At 62.3% G+C, this 25,863-nt stretch carries 23 protein-coding genes and 1 tRNA gene; 14 read left to right on the top strand and 10 right to left on the bottom strand.

Annotated elements, in window-relative coordinates; translation table 11 throughout:
- Nucleotides 1–10: 10 nt before the first annotated feature.
- A complete protein-coding gene (locus X760_RS55595; RefSeq protein ID WP_156948085.1) occupies nt 11–400 on the bottom strand; it encodes a response regulator in 390 nt (129 codons plus the stop codon).
- A 431-nt stretch (nt 401–831) separates the two neighbouring features.
- Here X760_RS55595 and X760_RS55590 point away from each other — a divergent pair, with 431 nt between their 5' ends.
- Entirely contained in the window at nt 832–1,293 is a 462-nt protein-coding gene (locus X760_RS55590) for a RidA family protein (protein WP_023719403.1), read from the top strand.
- A 64-nt stretch (nt 1,294–1,357) separates the two neighbouring features.
- Here X760_RS55590 and X760_RS55585 read toward each other — a convergent pair whose 3' ends face one another.
- Nucleotides 1,358–1,600 (bottom strand): hypothetical protein, encoded by a 243-nt coding sequence (locus X760_RS55585; RefSeq protein ID WP_023719402.1) that lies wholly within the window; start codon nt 1,598–1,600, stop codon nt 1,358–1,360.
- 61 nt (nt 1,601–1,661) lie between these two features.
- Nucleotides 1,662–2,951, bottom strand: coding sequence for an isocitrate lyase (gene aceA / locus X760_RS55580; RefSeq protein ID WP_023719401.1), 1,290 nt, complete (start codon nt 2,949–2,951; stop codon nt 1,662–1,664).
- A 238-nt stretch (nt 2,952–3,189) separates the two neighbouring features.
- Between aceA and X760_RS55575 the strand changes: the two genes are divergently transcribed.
- Nucleotides 3,190–4,641, top strand: a complete 1,452-nt coding sequence (locus X760_RS55575) for an XRE family transcriptional regulator (protein ID WP_023719400.1) — start codon at nt 3,190–3,192, stop codon at nt 4,639–4,641.
- Between the two features lie 43 nt (nt 4,642–4,684).
- Here the strand turns inward: X760_RS55575 and X760_RS73735 are convergent, their stop codons facing one another.
- Nucleotides 4,685–5,140, bottom strand: a complete 456-nt coding sequence (locus X760_RS73735; protein ID WP_023719399.1) for a hypothetical protein — start codon at nt 5,138–5,140, stop codon at nt 4,685–4,687.
- Between the two features lie 9 nt (nt 5,141–5,149).
- Nucleotides 5,150–5,476: a methyltransferase domain-containing protein gene (locus X760_RS73730; RefSeq protein ID WP_023719398.1), complete on the bottom strand. Its 327-nt coding sequence runs from the start codon at nt 5,474–5,476 to the stop codon at nt 5,150–5,152.
- Nucleotides 5,477–5,677: 201 nt separating this feature from the next.
- On the opposite strand from X760_RS73730, the gene X760_RS55565 reads away from it, so the two are divergent.
- The 5 genes from X760_RS55565 to X760_RS55545 all read left to right on the top strand — a co-directional run bounded on the left by X760_RS55565 (nt 5,678) and on the right by X760_RS55545 (nt 11,083).
- Nucleotides 5,678–6,625, top strand: coding sequence for a DMT family transporter (locus X760_RS55565; protein ID WP_023719397.1), 948 nt, complete (start codon nt 5,678–5,680; stop codon nt 6,623–6,625).
- A 352-nt stretch (nt 6,626–6,977) separates the two neighbouring features.
- The gene (locus tag X760_RS55560) at nt 6,978–8,078 is read left to right on the top strand and encodes a polyamine ABC transporter substrate-binding protein (protein ID WP_023719396.1); all 1,101 of its coding nucleotides are present in this window, start codon (nt 6,978–6,980) and stop codon (nt 8,076–8,078) included.
- A 72-nt stretch (nt 8,079–8,150) separates the two neighbouring features.
- Entirely contained in the window at nt 8,151–9,290 is a 1,140-nt protein-coding gene (locus X760_RS55555; RefSeq protein WP_023719395.1) for an ABC transporter ATP-binding protein, read from the top strand.
- A gap of 9 nt (nt 9,291–9,299) precedes the next feature.
- The gene (locus X760_RS55550) at nt 9,300–10,268 is read left to right on the top strand and encodes an ABC transporter permease subunit (RefSeq protein ID WP_031194151.1); all 969 of its coding nucleotides are present in this window, start codon (nt 9,300–9,302) and stop codon (nt 10,266–10,268) included.
- Nucleotides 10,265–11,083 (top strand): ABC transporter permease subunit, encoded by an 819-nt coding sequence (locus tag X760_RS55545; protein ID WP_023719393.1) that lies wholly within the window; start codon nt 10,265–10,267, stop codon nt 11,081–11,083. The genes X760_RS55550 and X760_RS55545 overlap by 4 nt, the downstream gene beginning before the upstream one ends.
- Before the next feature lie 11 nt (nt 11,084–11,094).
- Here X760_RS55545 and X760_RS55540 read toward each other — a convergent pair whose 3' ends face one another.
- Complete coding sequence (locus X760_RS55540) at nt 11,095–12,945, bottom strand: AsmA family protein (protein ID WP_023719392.1); 1,851 nt, start codon at nt 12,943–12,945, stop codon at nt 11,095–11,097.
- 182 nt (nt 12,946–13,127) lie between these two features.
- On the opposite strand from X760_RS55540, the gene X760_RS55535 reads away from it, so the two are divergent.
- Nucleotides 13,128–15,086: an acetoacetate--CoA ligase gene (locus X760_RS55535; RefSeq protein ID WP_023719391.1), complete on the top strand. Its 1,959-nt coding sequence runs from the start codon at nt 13,128–13,130 to the stop codon at nt 15,084–15,086.
- Between the two features lie 272 nt (nt 15,087–15,358).
- Here X760_RS55535 and X760_RS55530 read toward each other — a convergent pair whose 3' ends face one another.
- Nucleotides 15,359–19,162, bottom strand: a complete 3,804-nt coding sequence (locus tag X760_RS55530; protein ID WP_023719390.1) for a PAS domain S-box protein — start codon at nt 19,160–19,162, stop codon at nt 15,359–15,361.
- Between the two features lie 253 nt (nt 19,163–19,415).
- On the opposite strand from X760_RS55530, the gene X760_RS55525 reads away from it, so the two are divergent.
- Both X760_RS55525 and X760_RS55520 read left to right on the top strand, forming a co-directional pair.
- Nucleotides 19,416–19,874, top strand: a complete 459-nt coding sequence (locus X760_RS55525) for a phasin (protein WP_023719389.1) — start codon at nt 19,416–19,418, stop codon at nt 19,872–19,874.
- 345 nt (nt 19,875–20,219) lie between these two features.
- Nucleotides 20,220–20,296 (top strand) — tRNA-His (locus X760_RS55520).
- Nucleotides 20,297–20,340: 44 nt separating this feature from the next.
- Here the strand turns inward: X760_RS55520 and X760_RS55515 are convergent.
- A complete protein-coding gene (locus X760_RS55515) occupies nt 20,341–21,264 on the bottom strand; it encodes a LysR family transcriptional regulator (protein WP_023719388.1) in 924 nt (307 codons plus the stop codon).
- A gap of 137 nt (nt 21,265–21,401) precedes the next feature.
- Between X760_RS55515 and X760_RS55510 the strand changes: the two genes are divergently transcribed.
- From X760_RS55510 to X760_RS55495, 4 genes are all read left to right on the top strand, one after another.
- On the top strand, nt 21,402–22,154 hold the full coding sequence (locus tag X760_RS55510) for an SDR family oxidoreductase (RefSeq protein WP_023719387.1): 753 nt from the start codon (nt 21,402–21,404) through the stop codon (nt 22,152–22,154).
- Between the two features lie 90 nt (nt 22,155–22,244).
- Nucleotides 22,245–22,973 (top strand): SDR family oxidoreductase, encoded by a 729-nt coding sequence (locus X760_RS55505; protein ID WP_023719386.1) that lies wholly within the window; start codon nt 22,245–22,247, stop codon nt 22,971–22,973.
- A complete protein-coding gene (locus tag X760_RS55500) occupies nt 22,973–23,317 on the top strand; it encodes an Atu4866 domain-containing protein (RefSeq protein ID WP_084642712.1) in 345 nt (114 codons plus the stop codon). Before X760_RS55505 ends, X760_RS55500 begins: the two co-directional genes overlap by 1 nt.
- Before the next feature lie 510 nt (nt 23,318–23,827).
- Nucleotides 23,828–24,082, top strand: a complete 255-nt coding sequence (locus X760_RS55495) for a DUF768 domain-containing protein (protein WP_023719384.1) — start codon at nt 23,828–23,830, stop codon at nt 24,080–24,082.
- A gap of 61 nt (nt 24,083–24,143) precedes the next feature.
- Here X760_RS55495 and X760_RS55490 read toward each other — a convergent pair whose 3' ends face one another.
- Together X760_RS55490 and X760_RS55485 are read right to left on the bottom strand one after the other, a co-directional pair.
- Entirely contained in the window at nt 24,144–25,271 is a 1,128-nt protein-coding gene (locus X760_RS55490) for a P1 family peptidase (protein WP_023719383.1), read from the bottom strand.
- A 7-nt stretch (nt 25,272–25,278) separates the two neighbouring features.
- Nucleotides 25,279–25,863, bottom strand: a 585-nt coding sequence (locus tag X760_RS55485; RefSeq protein ID WP_023719382.1) for an exodeoxyribonuclease VII large subunit, incomplete at its 5' end; no start/stop codon positions are given.

The raw sequence follows: 25,863 nt of genomic DNA, 5'->3' as shown, positions 1-25,863 counted from the left end.
GCGGTAGAGGTCAGTTGCGGCCGAGCCCGACCAGCCGGTCGATCACCGGCTGCAGCCGTTCGGTGGTGATCGGCTTGACGACCACCGCATCGATGACGCTCGACAGGCCCAGGGTCTCCGGAGTGCCGGTCTTGACTGAGAGCAGGATCACCAACGGAAGCGATTTGCCTGACGCCCTTCGCAGCGCATCGATGCCCGACAGCAAGGCGTCGCAGTCACCGTTCTCCGCTCCGCCGTCGAGAACGACAGTGCCGGGAATCAGCGCGTGCAAGGCCTTTGCCGCGGTTTCGGGAGTTTCCGAGATCGGTTTGAGGCCGGACCGCTCAACGATCTTTGAAACCACGACCCGGTTGATCGGTGATTTTCCGACCACCAGCACCCGCGAGAAATCTGGGAGCATCCGCGTCTCCACGCCCCGGCTAACGAACGCCGCCTGCTTTGCAGTCTCGATTTCGCGATTCGCTGGGCACATGGCGGGGCAGGCCGTTGTTCAGTGTTTCAATGCAGGGTTGAAACTTGAGAGGTAATTGGCGTGAGATCGCTGCTCATGTCAAGCTGAAATGGCATATCAGGAGAATATCGCAAGAAACATTAAAATTAAAATTAAGTGCTTTTCTTTGCCGCCGCTCGAAAGGAGAAGTCGCCATTACAACTGGGCAGGCTTCAGCGAAGTTTGGCTGTGCAGCGCGAACGCATCAACTCGCAGCCGTAGCCGGATTGAAGCAGGTTGGATGAAGGCGAGGCAAGTCTGTCGCGAGCTTGTCGCATCGCCTCGCTGGACTATCCTTCCTCGTTGGCTAAGCACGTCTCTTTGAGCGACGGGAGATGACAATGGAACTCGTGACTCATAAGAAATTTAAAAACGGCCGGTTGATGCCATGGGGAAAGGGTACGGTCGTTACCGGCGCAAAGGGGTTTGTCTACCTTTCCGGAAATACCGCGACGGCCGAGGACTACGATCCGATCGGCAAAAGCGGCGGCGGCGCCATTGGCGACGCGGCAGCACAGTGGCGCGCAGTTCTCACCAACATCAAATCAGATCTGGAGGAGCTTGGCAGCGCGCTCGAGCATCTCATCCGGCTGACCTTCTTTGTTAAGGGGCCATTTCCCGATGGCGGCGTTCTGAGCTCCCCCAATTTCCGCTTGGACGTCTTGGACGAATTCTTTGCGGTGCACTGCCCGAAGCACTGCAGCTACAACAACCCGCCGCCCTCGGAAGTTATTGGAGTTGCAGCGCTTGCTCAGTCTGATCTTGTCATTGAAATCGTTGCATTAGCAGCTCTGCCGGACTAGGCAGAGCCGCAGCCTGCGAGGTGCGATAGCATGCGTTCAAAAAGGCGCGGTGCGGTAGAATTCATTAGTCGTGGCTCCGCTGTGTGACGATGACCGGGATCAGCAGATCGCCCCAGTTGCCATCGCCGCCATGGTGACGTGCCGAGCGCACCAGTTCGACCGAGACGCCGGCCTCGACCGCCTTCATCACCGACTGATTGAGCCTGTGCAGATCGTTCGCCAACATGCGAATGGTCGCCTGCTGGTCGACATTCATGCTGGTGGCTTGCTCTTCGGCCCGTTCCTTGACGCGGCTTATCGATGCCATTGGTCTTCTCCTTGTGTTGTCATGCCCGTTTGGGCGTTCCCTCTGTTTGTCTGCTATTCCGCTATTCCGCTGCCGGCCTGAATTGGGCGTGCTCGGTCGATCCATGCATGGCCGTGGTCGAAGACTGGCCACCGGTGATCGCCATCGAGACGGCGTCGAAATAGCCGGTGCCGACCTCGCGTTGGTGCTTGGTGGCAGTGTAGCCATTGGCTTCCGCGGCGAATTCCGCCTGCTGCAGTTCCGAATAGGCAGCCATCTGCCGCTCCTTGTAGCCGCGGGCGAGCTCGAACATGCCGAAGTTGAGCTGGTGGAAACCGGCCAGCGTAATGAACTGGAACTTGTAACCCATGGCGCCGAGTTCCTTCTGGAACTTCGCAATCGTCGCGTCGTCGAGATTCTTCTTCCAGTTGAAAGACGGCGAGCAATTATAGGCAAGCAGCTTGCCGGGATGGTGCTTGCGCACACCCTCGGCAAACGTCCTGGCCTGCGCCAGATCGGGCTTGGAAGTCTCGCACCAGATCAGGTCCGCATAGGGCGCGTAGGCGACGGCGCGGGCGATGCAGGGCTCGATGCCATTGCTGACACGATAGAAGCCCTCCGCGGTGCGGCCGGCGCCATAATCGACGAAGGGCTGGTCGCGCTCATCGATGTCGGAGGTCAAGAGCTGTGCCGCTTCCGCATCGGTGCGGGCCACGACCAGCGTCGGCGTGCCCATGACGTCGGCGGCAAGCCGCGCAGCGTTGAGGTTGCGGATGTGTGCAGCGGTCGGGATCAGCACCTTGCCGCCGAGGTGGCCGCATTTCTTCTCCGAAGCCAGCTGGTCCTCGTAATGGACGCCGGCCGCACCCGCCTCGATGAATGCCTTCATGATCTCGAAGGCGTTGAGCGGCCCGCCGAAGCCGGCTTCGGCATCGGCGACGATCGGCGCGAACCAGGTGTCGACCGACAGCCCCTTGCCTTCGGAAGTCTCGATCTGGTCGGCGCGCTGCAAGGTGCGGTTTATGCGCTTGACCAGTTCGGGCGCCGCATTTGCGGGATAAAGCGACTGGTCCGGGTACATGGCGGAAGCGGTGTTGGCATCGGCGGCGACCTGCCATCCCGACAGATAGATCGCTTTCAGCCCGGCCCGCACCTGCTGCATTGCCTGGTTGCCCGACATGGCACCGAGCGCGTTGACGAAATCCTCTTCATGGATGAGCTGCCACAGCCGGTTTGCCCCCATTTCGGCGAGGCTCTGCCGAATCTGCACCGAGCCGCGCAGCCGTCTCACGTCCTCTGGCGAATACGGCCGTTCGATGCCATCGAAGCGCCCTTGGGGCGCCGACGGGACAAGGTTGTAAAAATCGGTCATTGGTCACTCCAGGCTGGCTTTAATGCCGGTTTCGGAAACGCCGTACAGAAGGAATATGTGCGCCGTGTGCGTGACATCATTTACATGTCGGCACTAGGCAAGCGAGACAAACTCCGAAATTGGCCATAAAATAAGAGAAAACCTGTGTTGTGTTTGACTGATGAGAGCTGTAAATTTGTCATGATTGTAAACGCCGCCACGCCATCAGCGGATGTAAATTCTTGTCAAGGACAGTCGATTGGCCGACCATAAAATCTTTGCCGGGCCGCGCATTCGTCGCATCCGCAACGCCAAGGGCCTGACCCAGACGGCGATGGCCGAAGGGCTCGGCATCTCGCCGTCCTATCTCAATCTCATCGAGCGCAACCAACGGCCGTTGACGGTGCAACTGATCCTGAGACTGGCGTCCGTCTACAAGGTCGACCCACATGAATTGCAGGGCGAGGCGAGGGGTTCGGTCGCCGATTTGAAGGAAGTGTTTTCAGATCCGTTGCTGGCCGGCGAACTGCCAGGCGACCAGGAACTCATCGAGCTTGCCGAGGCGGCGCCCAACGCTTCCGCCGCTGTGATAAAGCTGTTTCGCGCCTATCGCGAGCAGGCCGCGCGGCTATCCGATCTCAACGAGCTGCTCGCGCGTGAGGGCAAAGCCACCGCACTCTCCGGCGCCCGGCTGCCGATCGACGAGGTGCATGAGATTTTCGAACGCCGGCCGAACCATTTTACCGCGCTCGAAGAGGAAGCCGAGGCATTCACGTCGGTGCTCGATCCCGGCGACGATCTGTTCAGTGCGTTGAAGGCTTGGCTGCGGCGTGAATTCGGCGTCGTCGTCAAAGTACTGCCGGTCGCCACCATGCCCAACTGGCGCCGTCGCTATGACCGTCACTCGCAGCGCCTGTTCCTGTCCGAGCGCCTGTCGCCATTCGATCAGCTGCGCGAGGTGGCTATGGAGGCCTGCCTGATCCGCATGAGCGTTGCTGTCGCTGTCGAGATCCAGGCGCTGAAGCTGGCCACGGACGAAGCCCGCCGGCTCGCCCGTTTCGAGCTCGGCCGCTATGCCGCGCACGCGCTGATGATGCCCTATCAGCCTTTTCACGCCGCTGCGGTCCGCGCCCGCTATGACATCGACATGTTGCGGTCGCGCTTCGGCGTTTCCTTCGAGCAAGCGGCGAACCGGCTGACCACGCTGCAGCGGCCGGGTGCGTCGGGCGTGCCATTCTTCATGCTCGAGGTCGACAGTGCCGGCAATCGCTTCCGCAAGGCGGGCAGCCACGGCTTTCCGCAAAGCCGCTTCGGCGGCGGCTGTCCGAAGCTGCCGGTCCATACCACCTTCGGCCAACCCGGCCAGATCCTGGTCGAGGCCGTGGAAATGCCAGATGGTGCGGCGTTCCTCTGCATCGCCCGCACGCTCGAAGGCCCGCAGGGCTCGTTTGCCGAGCGACCGCGCCGCACAGCGCTGCTGCTCGGCTGCGACATCGGTTTTCGCGATGAGATCGTCTATGGAGCAGCGTTGCCGGGGCCGGCCGCCATCGGCAAGGCCGGACAGAACGCCGCTGTGTCGGCTACGCCGGTCGGCGCTGCCTGCCGGCTGTGTGAACGCATCGGCTGCCTCGCCCGCGCCGAGCCACCGGTGACACGCCCGCTCGGCCTCGACGAAATGGTGACGGGACTGTCGGCGTTCGATTTTCAGTGACGGCAAACAGAGTTGCCGGGGATCGTGCCGCGGGCGCATTCTTCTATCGGCTACCGCTGCCTATCAGAACGTCCATTTCAATCGTCAGCGGCTCTCCAGGGCTCGGCGAAGCTAGCCCGCGCCAGACCTCCTCGCGCACGATGTGCTTCATATCCGGAGGAAGCTGGACATACTCCTGACCGCTCAATGTTGCGCCCTTGGCGATGCCGCTGAAATAGTCGTCGAAGGACGAGAACTTGATGGGCCACGTTTCGAGCTGGACGTCAATCTTTCGAAACCCGGCGCGATGGAGCAAGCTGTGCAAGCACGTCGCGTCAGGGATGGAAAAGAAGCGATTTAGCTTTTCAGCTTTCTCAGGGGCATAGCGGGCGATTACCGCACCTATTCTGGCGAACAAAGAACGCTCTGGCGTCGTCGTCACGCTAACTGCAGTCCAGCCGTTGGGGCGCAGAACCCGGCGAAATTCCGAAAGCGCTCCAAGCTGGTCCGAGAAGAACATGAGCCCAAGCTAACAGGTCACTGCGTCGAACCGACGGTCCTCATAAGGAAGCGCGTGAGCGTCGAACGTAGCGAGGGTGATTGGCTGGTCTTTCAAATTGCGTTTGGCGGATTCGAGCATGGCCGGCGAGATGTCGCCGCCAATCACGGCGCCGGAAGGGCCTACAATGATGGCAGCGGCTTGCGCTGCCGCTCCGGTGCCCGTTGCGACGTCGAGCACGCGATGGCCAGGCGCAATCCGTGCTGCCTTCAGCAAGGACGGGATAAACGAGTTCGTCGCACGGGCGAACAACTCGTCATAGCCAATCGCCGCCGTTTTGTAGAATGGCTCATCCATGGGGGCGCCCTATACATTTGCACCGTACGTCGAGCATGGGGCGTCTGTCGATGATCGGGCATCTCTGTGCACCTGTCGGTGCGCCAAATGGAACACGATGCTGGATCACTCCCCATCCCCGTCTTTGCGTTACGCGATTAAGGCACGTTTCTGTCGTCCGCTGTGCATCGTGCCGCCTCGAAATCGCCGACAGTCCGACTCATGACCGACATATCATCACCGCAGATCGCTGTTTCGCCTCCGCGAAATGAGGAGCGTATCGGTTTCCTGCTGGTGTTCCTGTCGGCGCTGATGTGGAGCCTCGGCGGTACCATTGCCCGTTTCATCGATGCCGGCGACAGCTGGACGGTGGTGTTCTGGCGCTCGGTCTGGGCCGCCGCCTTCCTGCTCTGCTTCATGGTCTGGCGCGACGGCTGGCGTGGCACGCTGAAGCTGTTTCGCGGCATGGGCCTGGCCGGCCTTGCGGTGGCGTTTTGTTTCGCCACGGCGTCGACCTCTTTCGTCGTGGCGCTTGCCTATACCACCGTCGCCAACATCCTGTTGATGCAGGCCGGTGTGCCGCTTCTGGCGGCGTTGTTTGCCTGGGCGCTGTTTCGCGAGCGGGTGGCCGTGGCGACCTGGCTGGCGATCGCCGCCGTCATTGCTGGCGTCGCCATCATGGTCTCGGAATCGCTCGATGGCGCCGTATCGCCGATCGGCGACGGGCTGGCGCTGCTCATTGCCGTCATGTTCTCGATCGCCACCGTCATCACGCGCCGCTTTGCCCATGTGCGTATGACCCCGGCGACCTGCCTCGGCACGATGCTGGCGGCCGCCTTTGCGGCATCGCAGGCGTCGGCACTGGGCGTTTCCAGCCACGACATGGGCTTCCTTTTTGCCTTCGGCGTGGTCAATCTGGGGCTCGGCCTCGCCTTCTTCGCCACCGGCGCCCGGCTTGTTCCGGCCGCCGTGGCGGCGCTACTCGGCACGTTCGAGCCGATCCTAGGCCCGATCTGGGTTTGGCTCATTCATTCCGAGGTGCCGTCGGCGCGCACCATCGTCGGCGGTGCGGTCGTCATCACGGCGCTCCTCGTCCATATCGGGCTCGAATTCAAGCGCCAGACGCGGCCGCAGCGGGCGGGCGTCACCGGTGTGCCTTCGCCTAATTGATGCAGCGCGCGCGCCAAAGCGAGATGGACCATTGACAATGTCGCAGCCGCGCGGGCAGGCTGCGATCACGGCAACAACAAGACAGGCGTATCTTGCCAAGTCTCCATGCCGGCTGCATCGAGGCCGGACAACATCGTCGTCTCCCTGCGCGCGCCGTAGCGAAAGCTTCTGACGGCGCCGCAACACCACCAGCGCCACGCCAAGTCTTCACTGTCGCCTCGTCGCCGAACCATAATGGCGCCGGCAATTCGCGCTTGTCGCCTGCCTGCAAGCTCAATACCCTGAAGCAAATGCCCAGCCGGGCGCACGCCGCGACGAGCTGGCGACGGAACACTCATCAAAGGAGAATAGCATGACCCGCAAAGCGCTCTGGCTTTCGGCGACTTCGGCGTTTCTGGCAGTTTTTACCTTGGGCGCGCATGCCGAGGACCGTGTCGTCAATGTCTTCAACTGGTCGGACTATATCGACAGTTCGATCATCGACGACTTCACCAAGGAAACCGGCATCAAGGTCGTCTACGACACCTATGATTCCAACGAAATTCTCGAAACCAAGCTGCTTGCCGGTGGTAGCGGCTACGATGTCGTGGTGCCGACGGCAAGCCCGTTCCTGGCCCGTCAAATCCAGGCCGGGGTATATCAGAAGCTGGACAAGTCGAAGCTGCCCAACCTTTCCAATATGTGGAACGTGGTGATGGAGCGGGTTGCGAAGTTCGACCCCGGCAACGAATACTCGGTCAACTACATGTGGGGGACCACAGGCATTGGCTACAACACCGAGAAAGTGAAGGAAGCCCTCGGCGTCGACAAGATCGACAGCTGGGATGCGGTCCTGAAGCCGGAGAATATCGCCAAGCTCGCCAATTGTGGCGTGTACTTCCTGGATTCGCCTACAGACATTTTTCCGACTGTGCTGAACTATCTTGGCCTCAAGCCTGACTCGACCTCTCCTGACGACCTTGCCAAGGCCACAGAACTCATGCTGAGCATCCGGCCTTCTATCCGCAAATTCCATTCGTCGGAATACATCAACGCGCTCGCCAATGGCGACATCTGCGTGGCTGTCGGATTTTCGGGGGATCTCTTCCAGGCCCGCGACCGTGCGGCGGAAGCGAAAAAGGGGGTCGACATCGCCTACACGATTCCAAAGGAAGGTGCGGAAATGTGGTTCGACGAAATGGCGATCCCGGCCGATGCACCGCATGTCGCCGAGGCACACGAATTTCTGAACTACATGATGAGACCAGAAGTTATTGCCAAATCCACCAACTTTGTCTTCTACGCCAATGGCAACAAGGCCTCTCAGCCGCTCGTCAGCAAGGAGATCCTTGATGACCCGGGCATTTATCCGGATGACTCGACGCTGGCCAAGCTGTTCACTGTCGGTCCATATGACCCCAAGACGCAACGTCTCGTCACCAGATCGTGGACCAAGGTCATCACGGGACAATAGTGATCTGACGCGACCCCGGTGGCTGACTGCCGGGGTCGTTTTTCAGGGGCAGAATCAGGCACGGAGTGGGACATGAAATCGCTTGGCAGCATCCGCAGGGATTTCGCGCCATGGAACGATCCGAATGCCAAGCCATACATCCAGTTCGACAACGTCACCAAGAAGTTCGGCGACTTCACTGCCGTCAACAATCTGTCGCTGACCATCTTCGAACGCGAATTCTTTGCCCTGCTCGGGGCCTCGGGCTGCGGGAAATCGACGCTGCTCAGGATGCTTGCCGGCTTTGAGGAACCGACCGCCGGCCGTATCCTGCTCGATGGCCAGGATCTGCGCGGCATCCCGCCATATCGGCGGCCGGTCAACATGATGTTCCAGTCCTACGCCTTGTTTCCGCACATGACGGTCGAGAACAACATCGCGTTCGGCCTCAAGCAGGAAGGCATGGCCAAGGCCGATATCGACAAGCGCGTCGCCGACATGCTGAAGCTGGTCAAGCTCGAGCAGTTCGCCAAACGCAAGCCGCACCAATTGTCGGGCGGCCAGCGCCAGCGTGTCGCACTGGCCCGCTCGGTGGCCAAGCGGCCGAAAGTCCTGCTGCTCGATGAGCCGCTTGGCGCGCTGGACAAGAAGCTGCGCGAGGAAACGCAGTTCGAGCTGATGGACCTGCAGCAGAACCTTGGCCTCACCTTCGTCGTCGTCACCCATGACCAGGAAGAGGCGATGACGATGGCCGACCGCATCGCCATCATCGACAAGGGCGAGGTGATGCAGGTGGCGACGCCGGCCGAGGTCTACGAGGCGCCGGGTTCCCGCTTCGTCGCCGGCTTCGTCGGCAATGTGAATATGTTCGACGGCAAGATCGCGGCTGGCGAGGCCGGCAGCGCAAGCATCGACGCCGGCAACGGCATCACCATCCGCACCGAAAATGCCGGCCGTGCCGCCGCCGGAACGTCCGTTACCTTTGCTATCAGGCCGGAGAAGATCAAGGTTTCCTCCACGAAACCGGCTGGTGCCGTCAACGCCATCGAGGGCGAGGTCTACGACATCGCCTATCTCGGTGACATGACCATCTATCACGTCAGGCTGGATGACGGTCAGGTGGTGCGGGCGAGTACCATGAACGCGGCACGCATCACCGAGGATCCGCTGACCTGGAACGACCGCGCCTGGGTTTCCTTCCGACCCGACGCCGGCGTCGTGCTGACACGGTAGGGACTGATCATGTCCGCTGTCACCGCCGCAACAAGCTCCTCGGCAAGCGCTGCCGGCAAATCCGCCTTGGCCAGGCTGGGAGCGGCTTTGGTTAGCCGTCTCGTCATCATCATCCCCTACCTTTGGCTGCTGTTCTTCTTTCTCGTCCCCTTTATCATCGTCTTTAAGATTTCGCTGTCGCAGACCGCGATAGCCATGCCGCCCTACACGCCGGTGCTCGATTTCCGCGACGGCGTTTCCGGGGTTGTCGCGTGGTTTGGCGCGCTCAATTTTGACAACTACATCTGGCTGACGCAGGACGCGCTCTACTTCAACGCCTATGTGACGAGCGTCATCGTCGCCGCCATCTCGACGGTCCTGACGTTGGTGATCGGCTATCCCATCGCCTATGGCATGGCACGCGCTCCGGCGACGATCCGCCCGACCTTGCTGATGCTGGTGATCCTGCCGTTCTGGACCTCGTTCCTGATCCGTGTCTACGCCTGGATAGGCATTCTCAAGCCCGAGGGCCTGCTCAACGAGTTGCTGCTCGCCACTGGCATCATCAGCCATCGGCTGATCATCCTCAACACCTACACGGCGATCTTCATTGGCATCGTCTACTCCTATCTGCCGTTCATGGTCCTGCCGCTCTATTCGGCATTGGAGAAGATGGACAATTCGCTGATCGAGGCCGCCAAGGATCTCGGCTGCCCGCCGACCAGCGCCTTCTGGAAGATCACCTTCCCGCTGTCGCTGCCCGGCGTCATCGCCGGCTGCCTGCTGGTGTTCATTCCCGCCGTCGGCGAGTTCGTCATCCCCGATCTGCTCGGCGGCTCGCAGACACTGATGATCGGCAGGACGCTGTGGAGCGAATTCTTCGGCAACCGCGACTGGCCGGTGTCGTCTGCCGTTGCCGTCATCTTGCTGCTGCTGCTGATCGTGCCGATCATGCTCTTCCAGCGAGCCCAGGCGCGTGCCCAGGAGCAGGACCTATGAACGCTACCTGGAGCCGCTTCAACATCGTTTCGATCGTGCTCGGCTTTGCCTTTCTCTACCTGCCGATCGTCCTGCTCGTCGTGTTCTCTTTCAACGAGTCGAAGCTGGTCACCGTCTGGGGCGGCTTCTCGACGAAATGGTACGTGTCGCTGTTCCACAATCAGGGTCTGATGGACGCCACCTGGGTGACGGCGCGCGTCGGCGTCATCTCGGCCACCGTGGCGACCGTGCTCGGCACTCTGGCGGCGCTCACCCTGACGCGCTACACGCGCTTTCGCGGCCGGCTGCTGTTTTCCGGCATGGTGTTTGCGCCGCTGGTCATGCCGGAAGTCATCACCGGCCTGTCGCTATTGCTGCTCTTCGTCGCTGTCGGCTTCGACCGCGGCTTTCTCACGGTGACGCTTGCCCACACCACGCTGACCATGTGCTTCGTCGCTGTGGTGGTCCAATCGCGCCTGATCACGTTCGATCGTTCGCTGGAAGAAGCCGCGATGGATCTCGGTGCGCCGCCGGTAAGGACCTTCTTCCAGATCACGCTGCCGGTCATCATGCCGGCGATCGTCTCTGGCTGGATGCTGGCCTTCACGCTCTCGCTCGACGACCTGGTTATTGCCAGCTTCACCTCGGGGCCCGGCGCCACGACGCTGCCGATGAAGATCTACAGCCAGGTCCGCCTTGGCGTGACGCCGGAAATCAACGCGGCGTGCACCATTCTGATCGCGATCGTCGCAGTTGGCGTGATCATCGCTTCGCTCGCAAACAAACGCCGCGAGGTGCAGCGCCAGCGCGACGAGCAGGCGGCGCAGCGAGGTTGAGTTCCTGCTGCTTACTCGCCTGAAACACCGCGACTTATCGGCGAGATGAACGGCGTGCTCCAGGTGCCGCCGACGAAGAACGACGACTGCTTGGGCGCTTGGCCGTTCGTCTGCGTGGCAGCCTGGCTCGGCTGGACGATGCCGCCGGACAGCGCCAGCCCGCGTCCGGCATAGGATGCGATGCCGGAAAGCCAGATCTTGTATTGCGCGGAATTCACCTCGGCCTTGTCGATGCGCGCCACGCCGTTCGAAACGCTCGCCTTGAGCTCGGCCCCGTCGATCGGCAGCGTTCCGTCCGAGACGTCGTCAAGCGCAAAGAATCCACCCTGTTCGGTGTGCTTGAGGAACGCCGGCAGGTTAAGCCGGCTCAGCGCACCCGCGCCGAAGGTCGCGGACAGCGAGCCATTGGCGTTTTCGAAAATGGAGTCCCAGGTTCTGCCCGGCCCCTTGAGGATGACCGAAACGGTTCCGGTGCCGATCGGCACCAGCCGCGTCATCCCGGCCGCGGTGCCGAAAGCGCCGCCGTCGATGTCGGAAGCAAGCAGCCGGATCTCGACTTCCGTGCCGGCGGGCTTGCGGTCGAAACGGACGCTGCTTTGGACGTTGCCGCCAAAGGCGGACGCATCGGAGATGTCGAAGACGGCGAGGCCGTTCTTGACCTGGGCGGTGGCGGCGACGTCGGCAAGCTGGATTGCACCTGCCGTGGCATGCGCGGCGGACAGCCTGAGATCGAGATTGATCCGGTCGGCGAAGCTTGTGTCGATCTCGCCCGGGCCGGCGGCGCCGGCGGATGGTACGGGGGTAAAGGCGGAGAGAAACGATCTGAGGTCGAGCGTATCGAAGGCAAGTGTGCCGGAGATCACCGGCAGTGCCTCGCCGTAGGTGAAGTCCAGCGCGCCCATTCCGGGGTTGTTGTCGAGGGTCAGGGCCGTATTTTCGAATTTGATGCGCCCGGCCGTCGCCGTGATCTTGCTTGAAACCGAGATCGAGCCGATTGCCGCACCGGGCGCGATGCCGGCCTGCGACCATTCGAGCACGCGTCGCAGCGAAGGTGCGGCAAATTTTGCCTGGCCGTCGAAATAGCCGTTCTCCGACATGCTGGCCAGCCCGTCGAAGGAAAAGCTGGCCGGCGCCGCCTTGAAGGAAAGCGTGACCGGTGCTGCGCCGCCGCCAAACAGCACAAGCGGGTTCGGCGATGCGGCGTCGACGGAAACGCTTTCGCCGCGCCATATCCCGGTCGCCGACAGCGTCGCATTGCTGTTCATCGCGGCCCAATTCGCCTGGCCGCTCAGGCTGCTCAATATCTCCTGGTCCTTGCCGCCGATGGCGGCGACCACGCGGCCATCCCTGAACTCGACTGTGCCGAACGGATCTGCCGGCAGCTTGCCGAGATCCGGCTTGGCGGGATTTGTGTTGATCACCGCGCGGGCAGCATCGATCGAACGCGTAATGCGCCCGCCGCTCGGAATCGCAGGCAGGAAAAACCCGCTCGCGGTACGCTGAACCCTGATCGTCGGTCGCACCAGCCGCGCCGTCGAAAACACCACGTCGCCACGCAGCGCCGCCATGGCCGAGAGGTCGACCTCGACCCGTTCGGCCTCGATCACAGGCGGTGCATCCGTCTCTGTCCATTGCGACAGCGTCACGTCGCTCAGGATCGCCCGGAAATTCGGCCAGACCTCGATGCGCGGCGCGCCGTCGATGGTGACCCTGAAACCGCTCCAGGCGCTCATTTCCCACGCGATGCGGTCACGCACGATACGGGTCGAGGCGATCAACGGCAAGGCTGCAACGACCAGCGCGACGACGGTGACGGCTGCGCCGATCGCCCATATTCCGCGTCGGATCAAAGGTGATGGCATATCGCCCCGTATGCTTCCATTCCGACAAAATCGCCCGACGGGTGTAACCGACGGCTGACGCATTTCAAGTCTTTATGGCCCGGCGATGGCATTTGCGCACACCCTGACCGGCGCGGTCCAACAAAATCTTGCTCTGCTGCATCGCGATATGCATAAGCGATGCAGCCTGCGGAGGAACAATGATGGCCGACGACGCACCGCTCTGGATGCCGACGCAAGAGCAGATCGACGCAGCGCCGATGACCGCCTTCATGAACGCCGCGGCGAGCAGGGCCGGCAAGGCTTTCTCCTCCTATGCCGACCTGCATCGCTGGTCGATCGATGACCGCGAGACCTTCTGGAGCCTGGTCTGGGACTTTTGCGGCATCGTCGGCGACAAGGGCGAACGCGTGCTGGTCGATGGCGACAAGATGCCCGGCGCGACCTTCTTCCCTGACGCGAAGCTGAACTTCGCCGAGAATCTTCTGAAGAAAACCGGGCTTGGCGACGCAGTCGTCTTTCGCGGCGAGGACAAGGTCGAGCGGCGGCTGTCCTGGAACGAGCTGCATGCGCTGACCTCGCGCCTGCAACAGCTCTTCCTGTCGCTCAAGGTGAAGAAGGGCGACCGCATCGCCGCGATGATGCCGAACATGCCGGAGACCGTTGCGGCGATGCTGGCTGCCGCCTCGATCGGCGCCGTCTGGTCGTCCTGCTCCCCAGATTTCGGCGAGCAGGGTGTTCTCGACCGGTTCGGCCAGATCGAGCCTGTCGTCTTCATCGCGCCGGACGGCTACTGGTACAATGGCAAGGCGATCGAAGTCGCCGACAAGATCGCGGCTGTGGTGGCGAAGCTCGCCACCGTGCGCAAAGTCCTGATCGTCGATTATCTCGGCACGTCGACCGACGTCGCGGCAACCATCGGCAAGGCGGCTGCGCTGGAGGAGGCGCTGTCACCCTTTGCCGCCAGGCCTGTCAGTTACGAAAGGCTGCCGTTTTCGCATCCGCTCTACATCCTGTTTTCGTCAGGCACGACCGGCATCCCCAAATGCATCGTCCATTCAGCCGGCGGAACGCTGATCCAGCACGTCAAGGAAGAGCGGCTGCATGCCGGCCTGCTCGACGGCGATCGCTTCTTCTATTTCACCACCTGCGGCTGGATGATGTGGAACTGGCTGGTGTCGGGCCTGGCGTCGGGCGCCACCTTGCTGCTCTATGACGGCTCGCCTTTCTACCCGGACGGCAATGCGCTGTTCGACTTCGCCGATGCCGAGAAGATGACCTATTTCGGCACCTCGGCCAAATTCATCGATTCCGTGCGCAAGGCCGGCCTCAAGCCGATCCACACGCATGATCTTTCCAGTGTGCGCACCATCTCCTCGACCGGCTCGCCGCTGTCGCCGGAAGATTTCCGTTTCGTCTATGAAGGCATCAAGAAGGACGTGCATCTCGCCTCGATCTCCGGCGGCACCGATATCGTCTCCTGCTTCGTGCTCGGCGTGCCGATCGAACCGGTATGGCCCGGCGAGATCCAGGGACCCGGCCTCGGCCTTGCCGTCGACGTCTGGGACGATGATGGCCGTCCGCTTCGCAAGGAGAAGGGGGAGCTCGTCTGCACCAAGCCGTTTCCGGCAATGCCGATCGGCTTCTGGAACGACCCTGACGGCAAGAAATACGAGGCCGCCTATTTCGAGCGCTTCGACAATGTCTGGTGCCACGGCGATTTCGCCGAATGGACCGCCCATGGCGGGCTGATCATCCATGGCCGTTCCGACGCCACGCTCAATCCGGGCGGTGTTAGGATCGGCACGGCGGAAATCTACAATCAGGTCGAGCAGATGCCGGAAATCCTCGAAGCGCTATGCATCGGCCAGGATTTCGACAATGACGTGCGTGTCGTGCTGTTCGTGCGGCTGGCTGCCGGCGTCGAGCTCGATGCCGAGCTGGAAAAACGCATCCGCGCGAAAATCCGCACCGGGGCGAGCCCGCGCCATGTGCCGGCCAAGATCGTCGCCGTCAGCGATATTCCGCGCACCAAATCGGGCAAGATCACCGAGCTCGCGGTCCGCGACATGGTGCATGGCCGCGCCATCAAGAACAAGGAAGCGCTCGCCAATCCCGAAGCGCTCGAGCTGTTCCGCAATCTGCCGCAGCTTGCCGACTGAGCATGAAGCCCGGGCTGGAACCGGGTCATGGTTAACGAAATGTCTCCGCGGAATTTACCTAGATTTCATGAGTGGTACACATTGGTAAATTTTCCGGCGTGCCGGTAAGGATTTGTTAAGGCCCGGCATCGATAGTCGTGCGTAACTTGAGGGAGAAATCCCGTTCCTCTTAGCCCCCAGAGGATCTGATTCGCTCAAGCCCCCGTTGTGACAGCAATTCTATCATTCAAGGCGTCCCATTGGACGCCTTTTTTCTTTGCGCAGCCATAGACCTAACCGGCCAGCACGCGGGTCGAGGGGAAGGCGACTTCGACCAGGGTTCCCTCGCCGGGCGTCGAGTTGATGGTGAACCGGGCACGGTTCGCTTCGACCATCGCCTTCGTCAGCGGCAGCCCGAGACCGGTGCCGTCGCCGCGGCCGCGCTTCAGCGCGTTGATCTGCTTGAACGGCTTCAGCGCCTGCTCGATCTCGGACTGGCTCATGCCGATGCCGGTATCGCGCACGCGCATGACGACGTCGCCGGAGAGCTCATAGGCGGTCGACACGATCACCTGGCCGCCGGCCTGCGTGTAGCGGACGGCGTTCGACAAGATGTTGAGCGCGATCTGCCGCACGCTGCGCAGATCGGCCACCACTTCCGGCAGTCGCGAGGCGAAGCTGGAGCGGATGATGACGCGTTCCCGGTTGGCTTGCGGCTGCATCATCGCCACGGTCTCGGCCAGCGTGTCGTTCAGCGACACCGCCTCATAAGCCATCTCCTGCTGACCGGCCTCGATTTTCGAAATGTCGAGCAGGTCGTTGACCAGATCGAGCACGTGGTTGCCCGAACGGTTGATGTCGCGCAGATAGTCGCGATAGCGGTCATTGGCCACCGGCCCGAATTTCTCGTCCACCATCAGCTCGGAAAAGCCGATGATGGCGTTGAGCGGCGTGCGGATCTCGTGGCTGATGCGGGCCAGGAAATCCGTCTTCTGCGACGAGGCGCGTTCGGCGACCGCGCGCGCCTGGGTCAGGTCCTCTTCGGCGCGCTTCCACTGGGTAATGTCGCGCACCACCGCGCAGAAGCCGCTGTCGTTGGGCAGTCTGCCGATGGTCATGAACAGTGGGATGAAGCGCCCCTGCGCCTCGCGTCCGATCACCTCGCGGCCATCGTTCATCACGCTTGCAACGCCAGGCTCCGACAGCCCCTCGAGATAGTCACGCGCCGCGCGCTGGCTTTCGATCGCAAACAGCGAGATGAACGGTTTGCCGGTCACCTCGTCGCTGTCGAAGCCGAAGAGCGCTTCCGCCGGACGGCTAATTGAACGGATCGTTCCGTTACGGCCGATCAGCACGACGCCGTCGGTGGCGGTATCGATGATGGTGCGCATTTCGGCGATGCGCGCCTTGAGCTCGGAAACATCCGGCCGCGTTTGATCGTCGGCGGCGCCATGTGGAATGGCTGTTGCTTCGTCGTCGCCGGAACGGCGTACGACCAGCATCAGCGTCTTGCCGTTCCCCCAGGGGACGGAGCGTAAAATCGCGTCGATCGGAAATTCCTGACCGTCGCGCGTCTTCAGCCGCAATGCACGATCGCTGCCGTCCGAACTGCCGTCGTCGGCGTAAGGATCGGCAAACAGCGCGCCGAGCCCGCCGGCCTCGTCCAGCGCGTCGAGCGTCGCATAACCGGTCAGGCCGAGGAATTCCTCGTTCGCGTAGTGCAGCTGGTCGCCGGAATGGATAAGCACCGGCACTGGCAGCTTGCCGAGGATCGAGGTGTCCGGACCCTTGTTGCCCTCTCCGGCAAACGCCGACGGCACGAAGCCGTTTAGTTTGAGCGGTGGTGCCTGCGGCCGCCCGATGGGCGGCGCCGAGCCGGCATCGCCGGCTGCGGCTTCGCTGTCATCGGACCAATCTTCGCTGTCCTCGGCGTCGCGGAAATCCTCCGCTGTCATGCTGTCGTCGTCTTCGCCATCCCGCGGCGCTTCGGCGCCGATCGTTCGACGGTTCGTGCTGGGCTCGATGCCTTCCTGGGCTTCGTCGCTGGGTTCGCGGTCGGCATAGTCGAGCAGCGACCCGGAGGCAGGGCGTGCGACGGGTTCGCCGGCTTGCGTCTCTTCTGCCGTCTCGTCGCGCTGCTCGCCGTCGAGCCGGGCGAGGTCCTTCTGGTCCTCGGCATCGGCCTCGGGCGGTTCGGCCGCCTCGCTTTCCGGACCTGGCGCCGGCATTTCACCCTTGTCCGTCGGACCGGCTTTTTTCAGCTTTGGCTCGCCGGCCTTGCCGGCTGCGTCGACTTTGGTCGCGGTCTCCGCAGCCGGCTTCGGCTTTCCGACGCTGGGCTGTTCGTCTACCGGCTTTTCGACCGGGGTGCTGTCCTTCTTGAGACGCTCGCCAATCTCGCGAAACGCGCTGCGTTCCAGCGTCGACAGGCCCTTGTCGTTGGCCGGCTGCCGGTGCTCGGCCAGCCGGATCACCTTGTCGGCAAAGCGCCGCTCGGGCTTTGGCACGATGGTCAACGCCGGCACTTCGCCCCGGAACGGATCGGCGGCTTTCGGTGTCTCGGGGGCAGGTTCAACGGCTTCGGGCCCGACCGCGGCAGGCTTCTCCTCGGCGACAAGGGCCATGCCGGCCGCGTCCGGATCGACCACCGCATCGCCGCCGCGGGCGACGCCGAAACCGCGAAAACCTTCGAAAACGCGGCTGCGGCTGTAGACCGGGAGTGCCGCCAGATCGACGGGTATCTTCAGATCGGTGCCGGCGACCGGCCACAGCACGGAGCGGCCGGACCAGGTGTCGCGCCGTTCGAGCAGGCCGGCGATCTCGCCTGAAGCATCGAGGCCGTAGGCGGCCGAAACGTCGCCGAAGCGGCGGCCGATCACGTCGGCGGCGGGCTTGCCGACGAGTTCGGCAAATTCCGGCGACAGGGCACTGAACCGGCCCTCTGCGTCGGTACGCCAGACGAAACGCATGGGCGCGGCCGTACGATCGATCACGCGGCCGCGGCCCTGGGGCGGGGAAGCGGCTTTGATCGCTTGTGTGGCGCTTTCCTGCGGGGCGTCCAGACCGGCCGGCGAAGCGGCGGGGCTGGCTGGTGTCTCGACTTCGCCGGGCACACCTGCCCCGGGCGGGACCTGCGTGTCATCGCCCGCATTGAAGTACCAATGGTCATGCTGCGTCGGCGTTTCGCCAGCCGTGTGCTGATTGTCGGCCCCCGAAACCTGCTTGGCTGTGTCGGCAGGCTCGTGCTCCGTCGATGCGGAGCTGCCTTCGATCGCGGCAAGGTCGATCTCCGCCGCGCCGGTGTTGGTGATTGGCGGCTCGGCGATTGGCTGCTTGTTGTCCTGGTCCGTTGGCTGGGGAAGACCGCTCGGCGCCGCTGCTGCCTCGCTGCCGGGTTCCGCGACGGCGCGCTCGCCAACAGGGGCCCCGCCGTCAAGCCGGTCCTCGTCGATCACCACCAGCAGGTGCCGCTCGTCTGTCAGACGGGCAAGGCCTGCCGGATAGGAGCTGGATCCGCCCGGAACCAGGCGCTTGACGATGCGGTCGCTGTCGTTCGCCACGTCGGCGACAAGCGCGGCCAGCGTCTCAGGCCGGATGCCGAGCGACGAAAAGCCGTCCGACGCGGCGTCGATATTGCCCTTGGCATCGACAAAGGCGATGTAGTGGCCGTCTTCGGTAAAGCCGCTGATGGCGCGATCGGCGATCTCGGCCGCGCTGCGCGAGCCGGTCTGCGCCGCCGGCAGCGCCAGCATGACTGCTTCCTCGCCATCGGGCATGGTCACCGCGCTGGCCAGGAAACCGACCGCGCGGCTGGTCAGCCCGGTCGCCAGCCGGACCGTGATGGCACGGTCGCGGCCGATCTGCGGAAAACCGCTGGTTGCCATGATCTGGCGCCTGGCGATCAGCGGCAATCCTGCCGAAGCGCCGATGATGGCTCCGATGTCCGGATAGCCGAATACCGCTGCGCCGGGACCGTTGGCCCATATCACCTGCTCGAGATCCGCCGACAGAATGGCGATCGCGTCGCCGGCGGCGAAGCGCAGGCGGACCGCGTCGAGCACGGCAACATCGAGGAAGGAGTAGTTTTCAGCCGGCATGCGCTTGGCGACCCTCACAGAGCGGGCAATTTGCGGTTAACGCTTTGTTAATAAAAGCCGACGGCGCGAAGGTCCACAAGTCATAGCGTGCAACCAGCGGAATCTCTAGGCGCGTGGTTAACGTCGCGAAACAAATAATCAATGGTGCGATGCAACAAACATGTTGCAATGCACAAAATTTGCCTTTATATTGCCACGATAGATGAACGAGACGGCTTTCTGTCAAAGCCGCTGCCGCTGAAAAGGATGGAAAATGTCCAGGACCAAGACCGCCGACACGATCGAAAACGTTGAATTCCCGAGCTTCGACGCTTCCAAGGCCACCGATCAGATCCGCGCCTTCGCCGAAAAGGGCGTCGAGCAGTCGAAAGAGGCCTATGCCAAGCTGAAGACCGGCGCCGAGGAGACCCAGAAGGCTCTGGAGTCGACCTACGAGACCGCCAAGACCGTTTCCAGCGACCTGTCGCTCAAGACCATCGCCGCCCTGCGCGCCAATGCCGAGGCCGGCTTCTCGCATTTCGAAGCCCTGATTGGCGCCAAGTCGCTGTCGGAAGTCGTCGAGCTGCAGACTGCGTTCCTGCGCAAGCGCGTCGAAATGACCGTTGAGCAGGCCAAGGACTTCCAGGCGGTTGCTGCCAAGGCGGCTGAGGACGTATCCAAGCCGATCAAGAGCGCCTTCGAGAAGGCCGTGAAAGAAATTAAGATCGCCTAATATTTGCACACAGTTTGACGATGCATCAAAAGGTCGCATTTCGTCAGACAAATAGATGTGCGATATAGTGGTTTAAGCGAATACCCGGCGGGTGGAACCTCCTCCCTCTGCTCACCGGGATAACCAGCCAGCACCTCCTCCCGCTGGCTCGTAACAGGAAAAGGCCGGCACCTCCTCCCGCCGGCCTTTTCTTTGTCCGGCGAAAAATGACGCTATGCCGGAGCGATCTTTTGCTTTGCCAAAAGCCTTGAATTAAACTCCGATAGCCCGTATGGACGCATCGCCGAACGACAGAGCGGGTCCCGGAGAATGAACGTTCCGTCTGGATATCGCTCGGGCAAGCGTGCCGTTGTAGCTCAGATGGTTAGAGCGCCGGATTGTGGATCCGGAGGTCGCTGGTTCGATCCCAGCCAACGGTACCATTCAGCTTTCAGCCAGGTTTCTGACCAATAGCGCCAAGCGATCTCTACGACCCTGGCACGGTCACCTGCGATCCCGCCTGACGCGCACCGCGCAGGTGATCCACAAGGGCTCTCAGCTTCGGCGCGATATTCCGTCGGCTGGGAAAATAAAGATAGAAGCCCGCAAACGGCGGAAAATAGTCGTCGAGGATTGGCACAAGCTCGCCGCGGTCGATCCAGGGGCGGAATGTGTCCGCCATGCCGAACGTGATTCCGGCGCCTGCAACGGCCAGCCGGATCATCAGCCACATGTCGTTAGTGGTGATCTCGGGCGCAACCGCCACGTCGAACTCGCGCCCGTCCTCGCCAAACTCCCACCGATAGGGCGAAACTCCCGGCGCCGGCCGCCAGCCGATACAACGATGAGCCACAAGCTCGCGCGGATGGGCGGGTGCTCCGAACTTTTCGAGATAGCGCGGGGCGCAGACGGCCATCTGTCGCTGATCGCCCGATACCGGCACGGCAATCATGTCCTGCTCGATCACTTCGCCGAGCCTCACGCCCGCATCATAACCTTCGGCAACGATGTCGAATTCCTCGTCGGTGACCACGATATCCAGATGCACCTCGGGAAATCTTTCTGCAAAGGACGCCAGCAACGGCCCTGACAGAAACGTCTCCGCGATCGACGAAACCGCGATCCGCAGCCGGCCGCGTGGGCGGTCCAGAAACTCCGTGGTGGCTTCGATTGCCGCGTTCACGTCGGCGATCGCCGGTGCGACGCTCGCCAGCAGGCGCTCGCCCGCCTCGGTCAGATTTACGCTGCGTGTCGTGCGCTGCAGCAATGCGATGCCAAGGCGCTGTTCAAGCCTGAGGACGCTCTGGCTGACCGCCGAGCGCGTCACGCCCAGCCGGTCTGCCGCAGCGCGGAAATTGCGTTCCTCGGCCACTGTGACGAAGACGGCAATTGCATTGAGATCGATGTCCATTAGTTAGCTAAACTTACCATCGAGGTTACCAGCGGGCGGGTTATCGCGACAATGCCATGGCTCTATCTCTGTCGCAATGGCAAGAAAGGCTTGATCCTCCCGATCAAGCCGATGCCGGATGACCAAGGAGATAACCCATGACATCACTGCCTTCCTCCTGGAACCTGGATGGAAAAGTCGCCCTCGTGACGGGCGCGGCACGCGGCATCGGCCGCTGCACGGCGGAGCTGCTGCGTGCCAGGGGTGCCCGGATCGTGGCAAGCGATCTCAGCGACACTGTACGTGAATTGGAAGCCGAGGATGTGGCAACCCTGGTCGGTGATGTCGCTGACGAGGCTCTGGCCAGACGCTCGGTCGAACTCGCGGCGAAGCGCTTCGGACGACTGGACATCGTCGTGAACAATGCCGGTCGCACGCTCAACAAACGCCTGACGGAGACCTCGGTCGACGACTATGACCGCATCCTGCAGATCAATGCGCGCGGCAGTTTTGTCACCGCCCGGGCTGCGGTGGAGTTGATGGCCGCCGGCGGTGGTGGCGCGATCGTCAATGTCTCGTCGATCTCGGCCGTCGCGGCCTTCGAGACGCAGGCGGCCTATGCATCCTCCAAGGCGGCAGTCGCACAGCTGACCAAGGTGATAGCGATCGAATACGGGCGCATGGGCATTCGCTGCAACGCCGTTGCCCCTGGCGTGATCGAAACCGACATCATGGAAGGCGTGGTGGAGAATGGCCGGGAGATGCTGCGCAGCTTCGGCGATGCGCATCCAATCGGCCGGATCGGCCAGCCGCAAGAAGTTGCCGAGGCCATCGCCTTTCTTGCCTCGCCGGCGTCCAGCTTCATCACCGGGGCCCTGCTTCTGGTCGATGGCGGCTACACCGCCCAGTGACCCCCAATAAAGCTAGCGCACTGCGGGAGCTCACCCGCACGCCATACTTCACATCGTGAAAATAATCACAGAACCAAAAGGATTATCTCGATGGCCATGAACAAAGTTGTTCTGATCACCGGTGCCTCCAGCGGCATCGGTGCTGGCATCGCCCGCGAACTTGGCGCGGCAGGTGCAAAGCTGATGCTTGGCGCACGGCGCACCGACCGCCTTGAAGTCCTCGCAGCCGAAATCGAGGCAGCTGGTGGAATCGTTCGCGTACGAGCGCTCGACGTCACCAAAAGGGCGGATGTCGCAGCATTCGCCGATGCTGCGCGGGCCGAATGGGGCCAGGTCGACGTCATCGTCAACAATGCGGGCATCATGCCGCTCTCGGCCATGGCAGCCATGAAGGTCGACGAGTGGGAGCTGATGGTGGACGTCAACATCAAAGGTGTTCTGTACGGCGTCGCGGCGGTGCTGCCGGAGATGACGGCACGCGGCTCCGGGCATATCATCAGTATCGGTTCCATCGGCGCACTGGCCGTCTCGCCCACGGCTGCCGTTTATTGCGCAACGAAATACGCTGTCCGCGCGATTTCCGATGGGCTCCGCCAGGAGAGTGACGATATCCGCGTAACCTGCATTCATCCTGGCGTGGTGGAAAGCGAGCTGGCCAACACGATCTCCGACGAAGCCGCTGCCGCCGCCATGAAAACCTGGCGTGCTATTGCCCTGCAACCCGATTCCATCGCCAGGGCAGTGCGCTACGCAATCGAACAGCCCGACGATGTCGATGTCAACGAGATCGTCGTGCGTCCGACGAAGGCGGCGCATTGATGCGATCCACTTTGGCCGCAGTGCTTACGGGTATTGCCGTTGCTGTAGCCCCAACCGGCCTGACCCTTCCTTCAACTCCAATCCTTGCGGAGGAATCAATGACGCGCCAAGATCACCCCTATGTCGGAATGTGGGTCACCGAGGATCGCCATATCAGGCACGAACTCCTGCCGAACGGCCGTTATGACGAAGCGCGCGGTGACCGCGAGAGCGCCTATCGGGGACGCTATGAAGTGCAGGGCAACCACATAGAATACTGGGACGATACGGGCTTCACCGCGGACGGAGAGTTCGTCGAAGGCGTTCTCTATCATGCCGGCATGATCCTTTATCGCCAGCGGTAGAGAGCCACCCTGAGACAAGCAATTCAGGGTTCCACAAGACGCTATTGCATGCCTTGCATGAGGCGCTCGGCAGTTTGCACCACAAGGCCCGCCACACCACATATCTCCCAGCAAGCGCGGCGGAAAGAAGCAGGATCGCGGGCAGAGTCGACATTGCAAATGGTTGTCACTATATAGCGGCGGCTTTGACGGCTCGCCTTTTACGTGGTGCCGGCGAGTGCGCGGTAAATGTGCTAGCTATTGTGTTATCTATTGTGATCTAAAACGGCTTGAAAACCGAAAAAAAGCAAATAGAAACAATAGCGCGGGTCGAACGAGTTTCGTCGAGAGAATCAGTCCTCAAGAACCAGAACGTGCTCCTTGAACCCACCATTCCCTTCAGCTCTGTGGACCTCGGACAAGTTCGGCTTGCCGGGCGAAGCCGACTCGGCTCGAATGGCAGCACGCATCTTTTCGAAGATGCCGACGTTTATGATTACCAATCGGCATAGCCGCTAGGGAAACAGCAGTATGAGTGAACACGCGATCGAGTTCTTGCGCGGGTGGATTGGCGAAAAAGTCCATTGCCAGCCCTCGCCAGCCAGAATCGAGAAGCAGGCCGAGACCCTCGCCAGGGAATGTGCGGCCAAAGCTGCCGAAGCCGGCATACCCCTGGAGGATATCCAGGAAGAGGTCGGCGACATTCAGGAGCTCATTGCTTCGAGGCTCGAAGAGGCGGCCGAGGCCGATCAGGACGAGCAGAATTCCAACAAGCCTGCCGGCTGACGGATCGCCCCCGGCAAAACCTGCCGGGCGATTATTGCCTGTCTGATGCAGTTGCGCGGTCTTATCGCCGCGCAGCCTTGCCAAATCTCTCCTCGAGCCATGCTTTCGGCAACGCCGGCACGAAATTGCCGTCGCGCCCGGTCATGTCATCATTGGCGACCAGCGCGTTGAGGATGGCTTCCTCCACGCTCTGAACGACGGCGTCGAAGAACGGGTTGATGTCGGCATCCGGTATGTAGCCGGCGCTGACCAGCTTGCCGGCGGCGCCGCGCGCCGCATCGGCATTGGCCGTGCTGACGGCGAGAAAAATATCGCCGGATGAATTGTATCCATAGCCGCCGGTCAGCGCGACGCCGAGCGGCACGCGTTTCGCCAGTCTTTTCAACTGATGCGGCATGAATGGCGCATCGGTGGCGACGATCGCGATGATCGAGCTCTTTTCCGCTCGCGGCGTGTTGTCCCGGATCGCCGGTTCGGCGAGTTCCGCTCCGGCCCTGACGCCACGCACGACAAGGTTCCGCCGCGCACCGAAATTCGACTGGACGAAGCAGCCGATCGTGAAACGCTCTCCGTTCCAGTCGACGCTGCGCGAGGATGTGCCCGATCCCGCCTTGAAGCCAAAGGTGATCATGCCGGTGCCGCCGCCGACGCTGCCCTCTTCGATCGGCCCGCTTTCAGCCGTCTCGAGCGCCGAAAATACATGCTCGAAGCTCACATGGTGGCCGTTGATGTCGTTTAGAAAGCCGTCATAAGTCTCGCCCGCTACCGGCAGTGCCCAGGCGCTGTCGAGCGATTGCGGCAGCACCTTCTGCATCCAGCGCAGCGTTGCGTCGCGGCTGACGCCGCAGGAATGCGTGTTGGTGATGGTGATGGGAAGATTGAACGCTCCGAGTTCCTCTATCAGATGCGAGCCGGTCAGTTCGCCATTGCCATTGGCGCTGAACACGCCGGCGAACGCCGGTACGGCCAGTTCGCCCCTGGGCCGTGGCAGGATCGCGGTCACGCCGGTGCGTACTGGACCCTTGCCGACAACGAGCGGCCCGTCCCCTGAGATCAGCGTGGTATAGCCGACCGTCACGCCAGGCACATCGGTGATGGCGTTGAAGCGGCCCGGCGTGCCATCGAATGGGATCGCGAAGGCGCGGGCGCGCGGTTTGCCCGAGGGCGTCGCAAGATGAGGGTCGGTCATTTCTTCCTCAGAAAAGCGAACCTTGGCCGCCCGGCGCCTTGAGCTTGGCCGCGGGCTTGGCAACCGTCTTCGGCCGCGCCGTGCCACTGATGGCGACTGCATCCGCGGTGCCGTCGGCGAACTCCAGCGAAAGCGCCATTCCCGACACCACGTCCGCCGCATGCTTGACCACCGCGCCGTCCACATCCTTGACCAGTGCGAAGCCCCGCGCCAGCACGGCCTTGTGCGAGAGCGTCGCCAGCAACCGATCGGCCTGCGTCAGTTTTCCACGCAGACGGTCCAGTCGTCTCGAAATCGCGTGGTCCTGCCGTCGCGTCAGGGCCAGCAGGGCATCGCCTTGCAGTTTCTGCCGCCTCGCGATCGGCGCCGGTGACAGTCTGGCCGCCGTGCGCGAAAACCGCGCCCGACGCTCGCGCACGATGGCAAGGAACGCCGCTTGCGCACGGGCGAGGTCGCGGCGGATCAGCGTGCGGGCTTCGTTCATGCGCCGCGACAAGGTGGCCGGCGTCAGCCGCTGCCCCAGAAGCCTGGCCCGCTTGCGCTCGACGCTGACCGACAGCGCCCGGCCAAGCCGGCTCGTCGCCTCGTCGAA

Origin of the sequence: Mesorhizobium sp. LSHC420B00, assembly GCF_000503055.1 — a bacterium.
GTDB lineage: Bacteria > Pseudomonadota > Alphaproteobacteria > Rhizobiales > Rhizobiaceae > Mesorhizobium.
The sequence above is the reverse complement of the archived record's forward strand: the minus strand, read 5'-3'. Positions and strand labels throughout refer to the sequence as shown.

What these genes read in the sequence shown, in the direction of transcription:
- X760_RS55595 (WP_156948085.1), bottom strand. Translation starts at nt 400, where the DNA reads ATGCTCCCAGATTTCTCGCGGGTGCTGGTGGTCGGAAAATCACCGATC.
- X760_RS55590 (WP_023719403.1), top strand. Translation starts at nt 832, where the DNA reads ATGGAACTCGTGACTCATAAGAAATTTAAAAACGGCCGGTTGATGCCA.
- X760_RS55585 (WP_023719402.1), bottom strand. Translation starts at nt 1,600, where the DNA reads ATGGCATCGATAAGCCGCGTCAAGGAACGGGCCGAAGAGCAAGCCACC.
- aceA (WP_023719401.1), bottom strand. Translation starts at nt 2,951, where the DNA reads ATGACCGATTTTTACAACCTTGTCCCGTCGGCGCCCCAAGGGCGCTTC.
- X760_RS73735 (WP_023719399.1), bottom strand. Translation starts at nt 5,140, where the DNA reads ATGTTCTTCTCGGACCAGCTTGGAGCGCTTTCGGAATTTCGCCGGGTT.
- X760_RS73730 (WP_023719398.1), bottom strand. Translation starts at nt 5,476, where the DNA reads ATGGATGAGCCATTCTACAAAACGGCGGCGATTGGCTATGACGAGTTG.
- X760_RS55565 (WP_023719397.1), top strand. Translation starts at nt 5,678, where the DNA reads ATGACCGACATATCATCACCGCAGATCGCTGTTTCGCCTCCGCGAAAT.
- X760_RS55560 (WP_023719396.1), top strand. Translation starts at nt 6,978, where the DNA reads ATGACCCGCAAAGCGCTCTGGCTTTCGGCGACTTCGGCGTTTCTGGCA.
- X760_RS55555 (WP_023719395.1), top strand. Translation starts at nt 8,151, where the DNA reads ATGAAATCGCTTGGCAGCATCCGCAGGGATTTCGCGCCATGGAACGAT.
- X760_RS55550 (WP_031194151.1), top strand. Translation starts at nt 9,300, where the DNA reads ATGTCCGCTGTCACCGCCGCAACAAGCTCCTCGGCAAGCGCTGCCGGC.
- X760_RS55545 (WP_023719393.1), top strand. Translation starts at nt 10,265, where the DNA reads ATGAACGCTACCTGGAGCCGCTTCAACATCGTTTCGATCGTGCTCGGC.
- X760_RS55540 (WP_023719392.1), bottom strand. Translation starts at nt 12,945, where the DNA reads ATGCCATCACCTTTGATCCGACGCGGAATATGGGCGATCGGCGCAGCC.
- X760_RS55535 (WP_023719391.1), top strand. Translation starts at nt 13,128, where the DNA reads ATGGCCGACGACGCACCGCTCTGGATGCCGACGCAAGAGCAGATCGAC.
- X760_RS55530 (WP_023719390.1), bottom strand. Translation starts at nt 19,162, where the DNA reads ATGCCGGCTGAAAACTACTCCTTCCTCGATGTTGCCGTGCTCGACGCG.
- X760_RS55525 (WP_023719389.1), top strand. Translation starts at nt 19,416, where the DNA reads ATGTCCAGGACCAAGACCGCCGACACGATCGAAAACGTTGAATTCCCG.
- X760_RS55515 (WP_023719388.1), bottom strand. Translation starts at nt 21,264, where the DNA reads ATGGACATCGATCTCAATGCAATTGCCGTCTTCGTCACAGTGGCCGAG.
- X760_RS55510 (WP_023719387.1), top strand. Translation starts at nt 21,402, where the DNA reads ATGACATCACTGCCTTCCTCCTGGAACCTGGATGGAAAAGTCGCCCTC.
- X760_RS55505 (WP_023719386.1), top strand. Translation starts at nt 22,245, where the DNA reads ATGGCCATGAACAAAGTTGTTCTGATCACCGGTGCCTCCAGCGGCATC.
- X760_RS55500 (WP_084642712.1), top strand. Translation starts at nt 22,973, where the DNA reads ATGCGATCCACTTTGGCCGCAGTGCTTACGGGTATTGCCGTTGCTGTA.
- X760_RS55495 (WP_023719384.1), top strand. Translation starts at nt 23,828, where the DNA reads ATGAGTGAACACGCGATCGAGTTCTTGCGCGGGTGGATTGGCGAAAAA.
- X760_RS55490 (WP_023719383.1), bottom strand. Translation starts at nt 25,271, where the DNA reads ATGACCGACCCTCATCTTGCGACGCCCTCGGGCAAACCGCGCGCCCGC.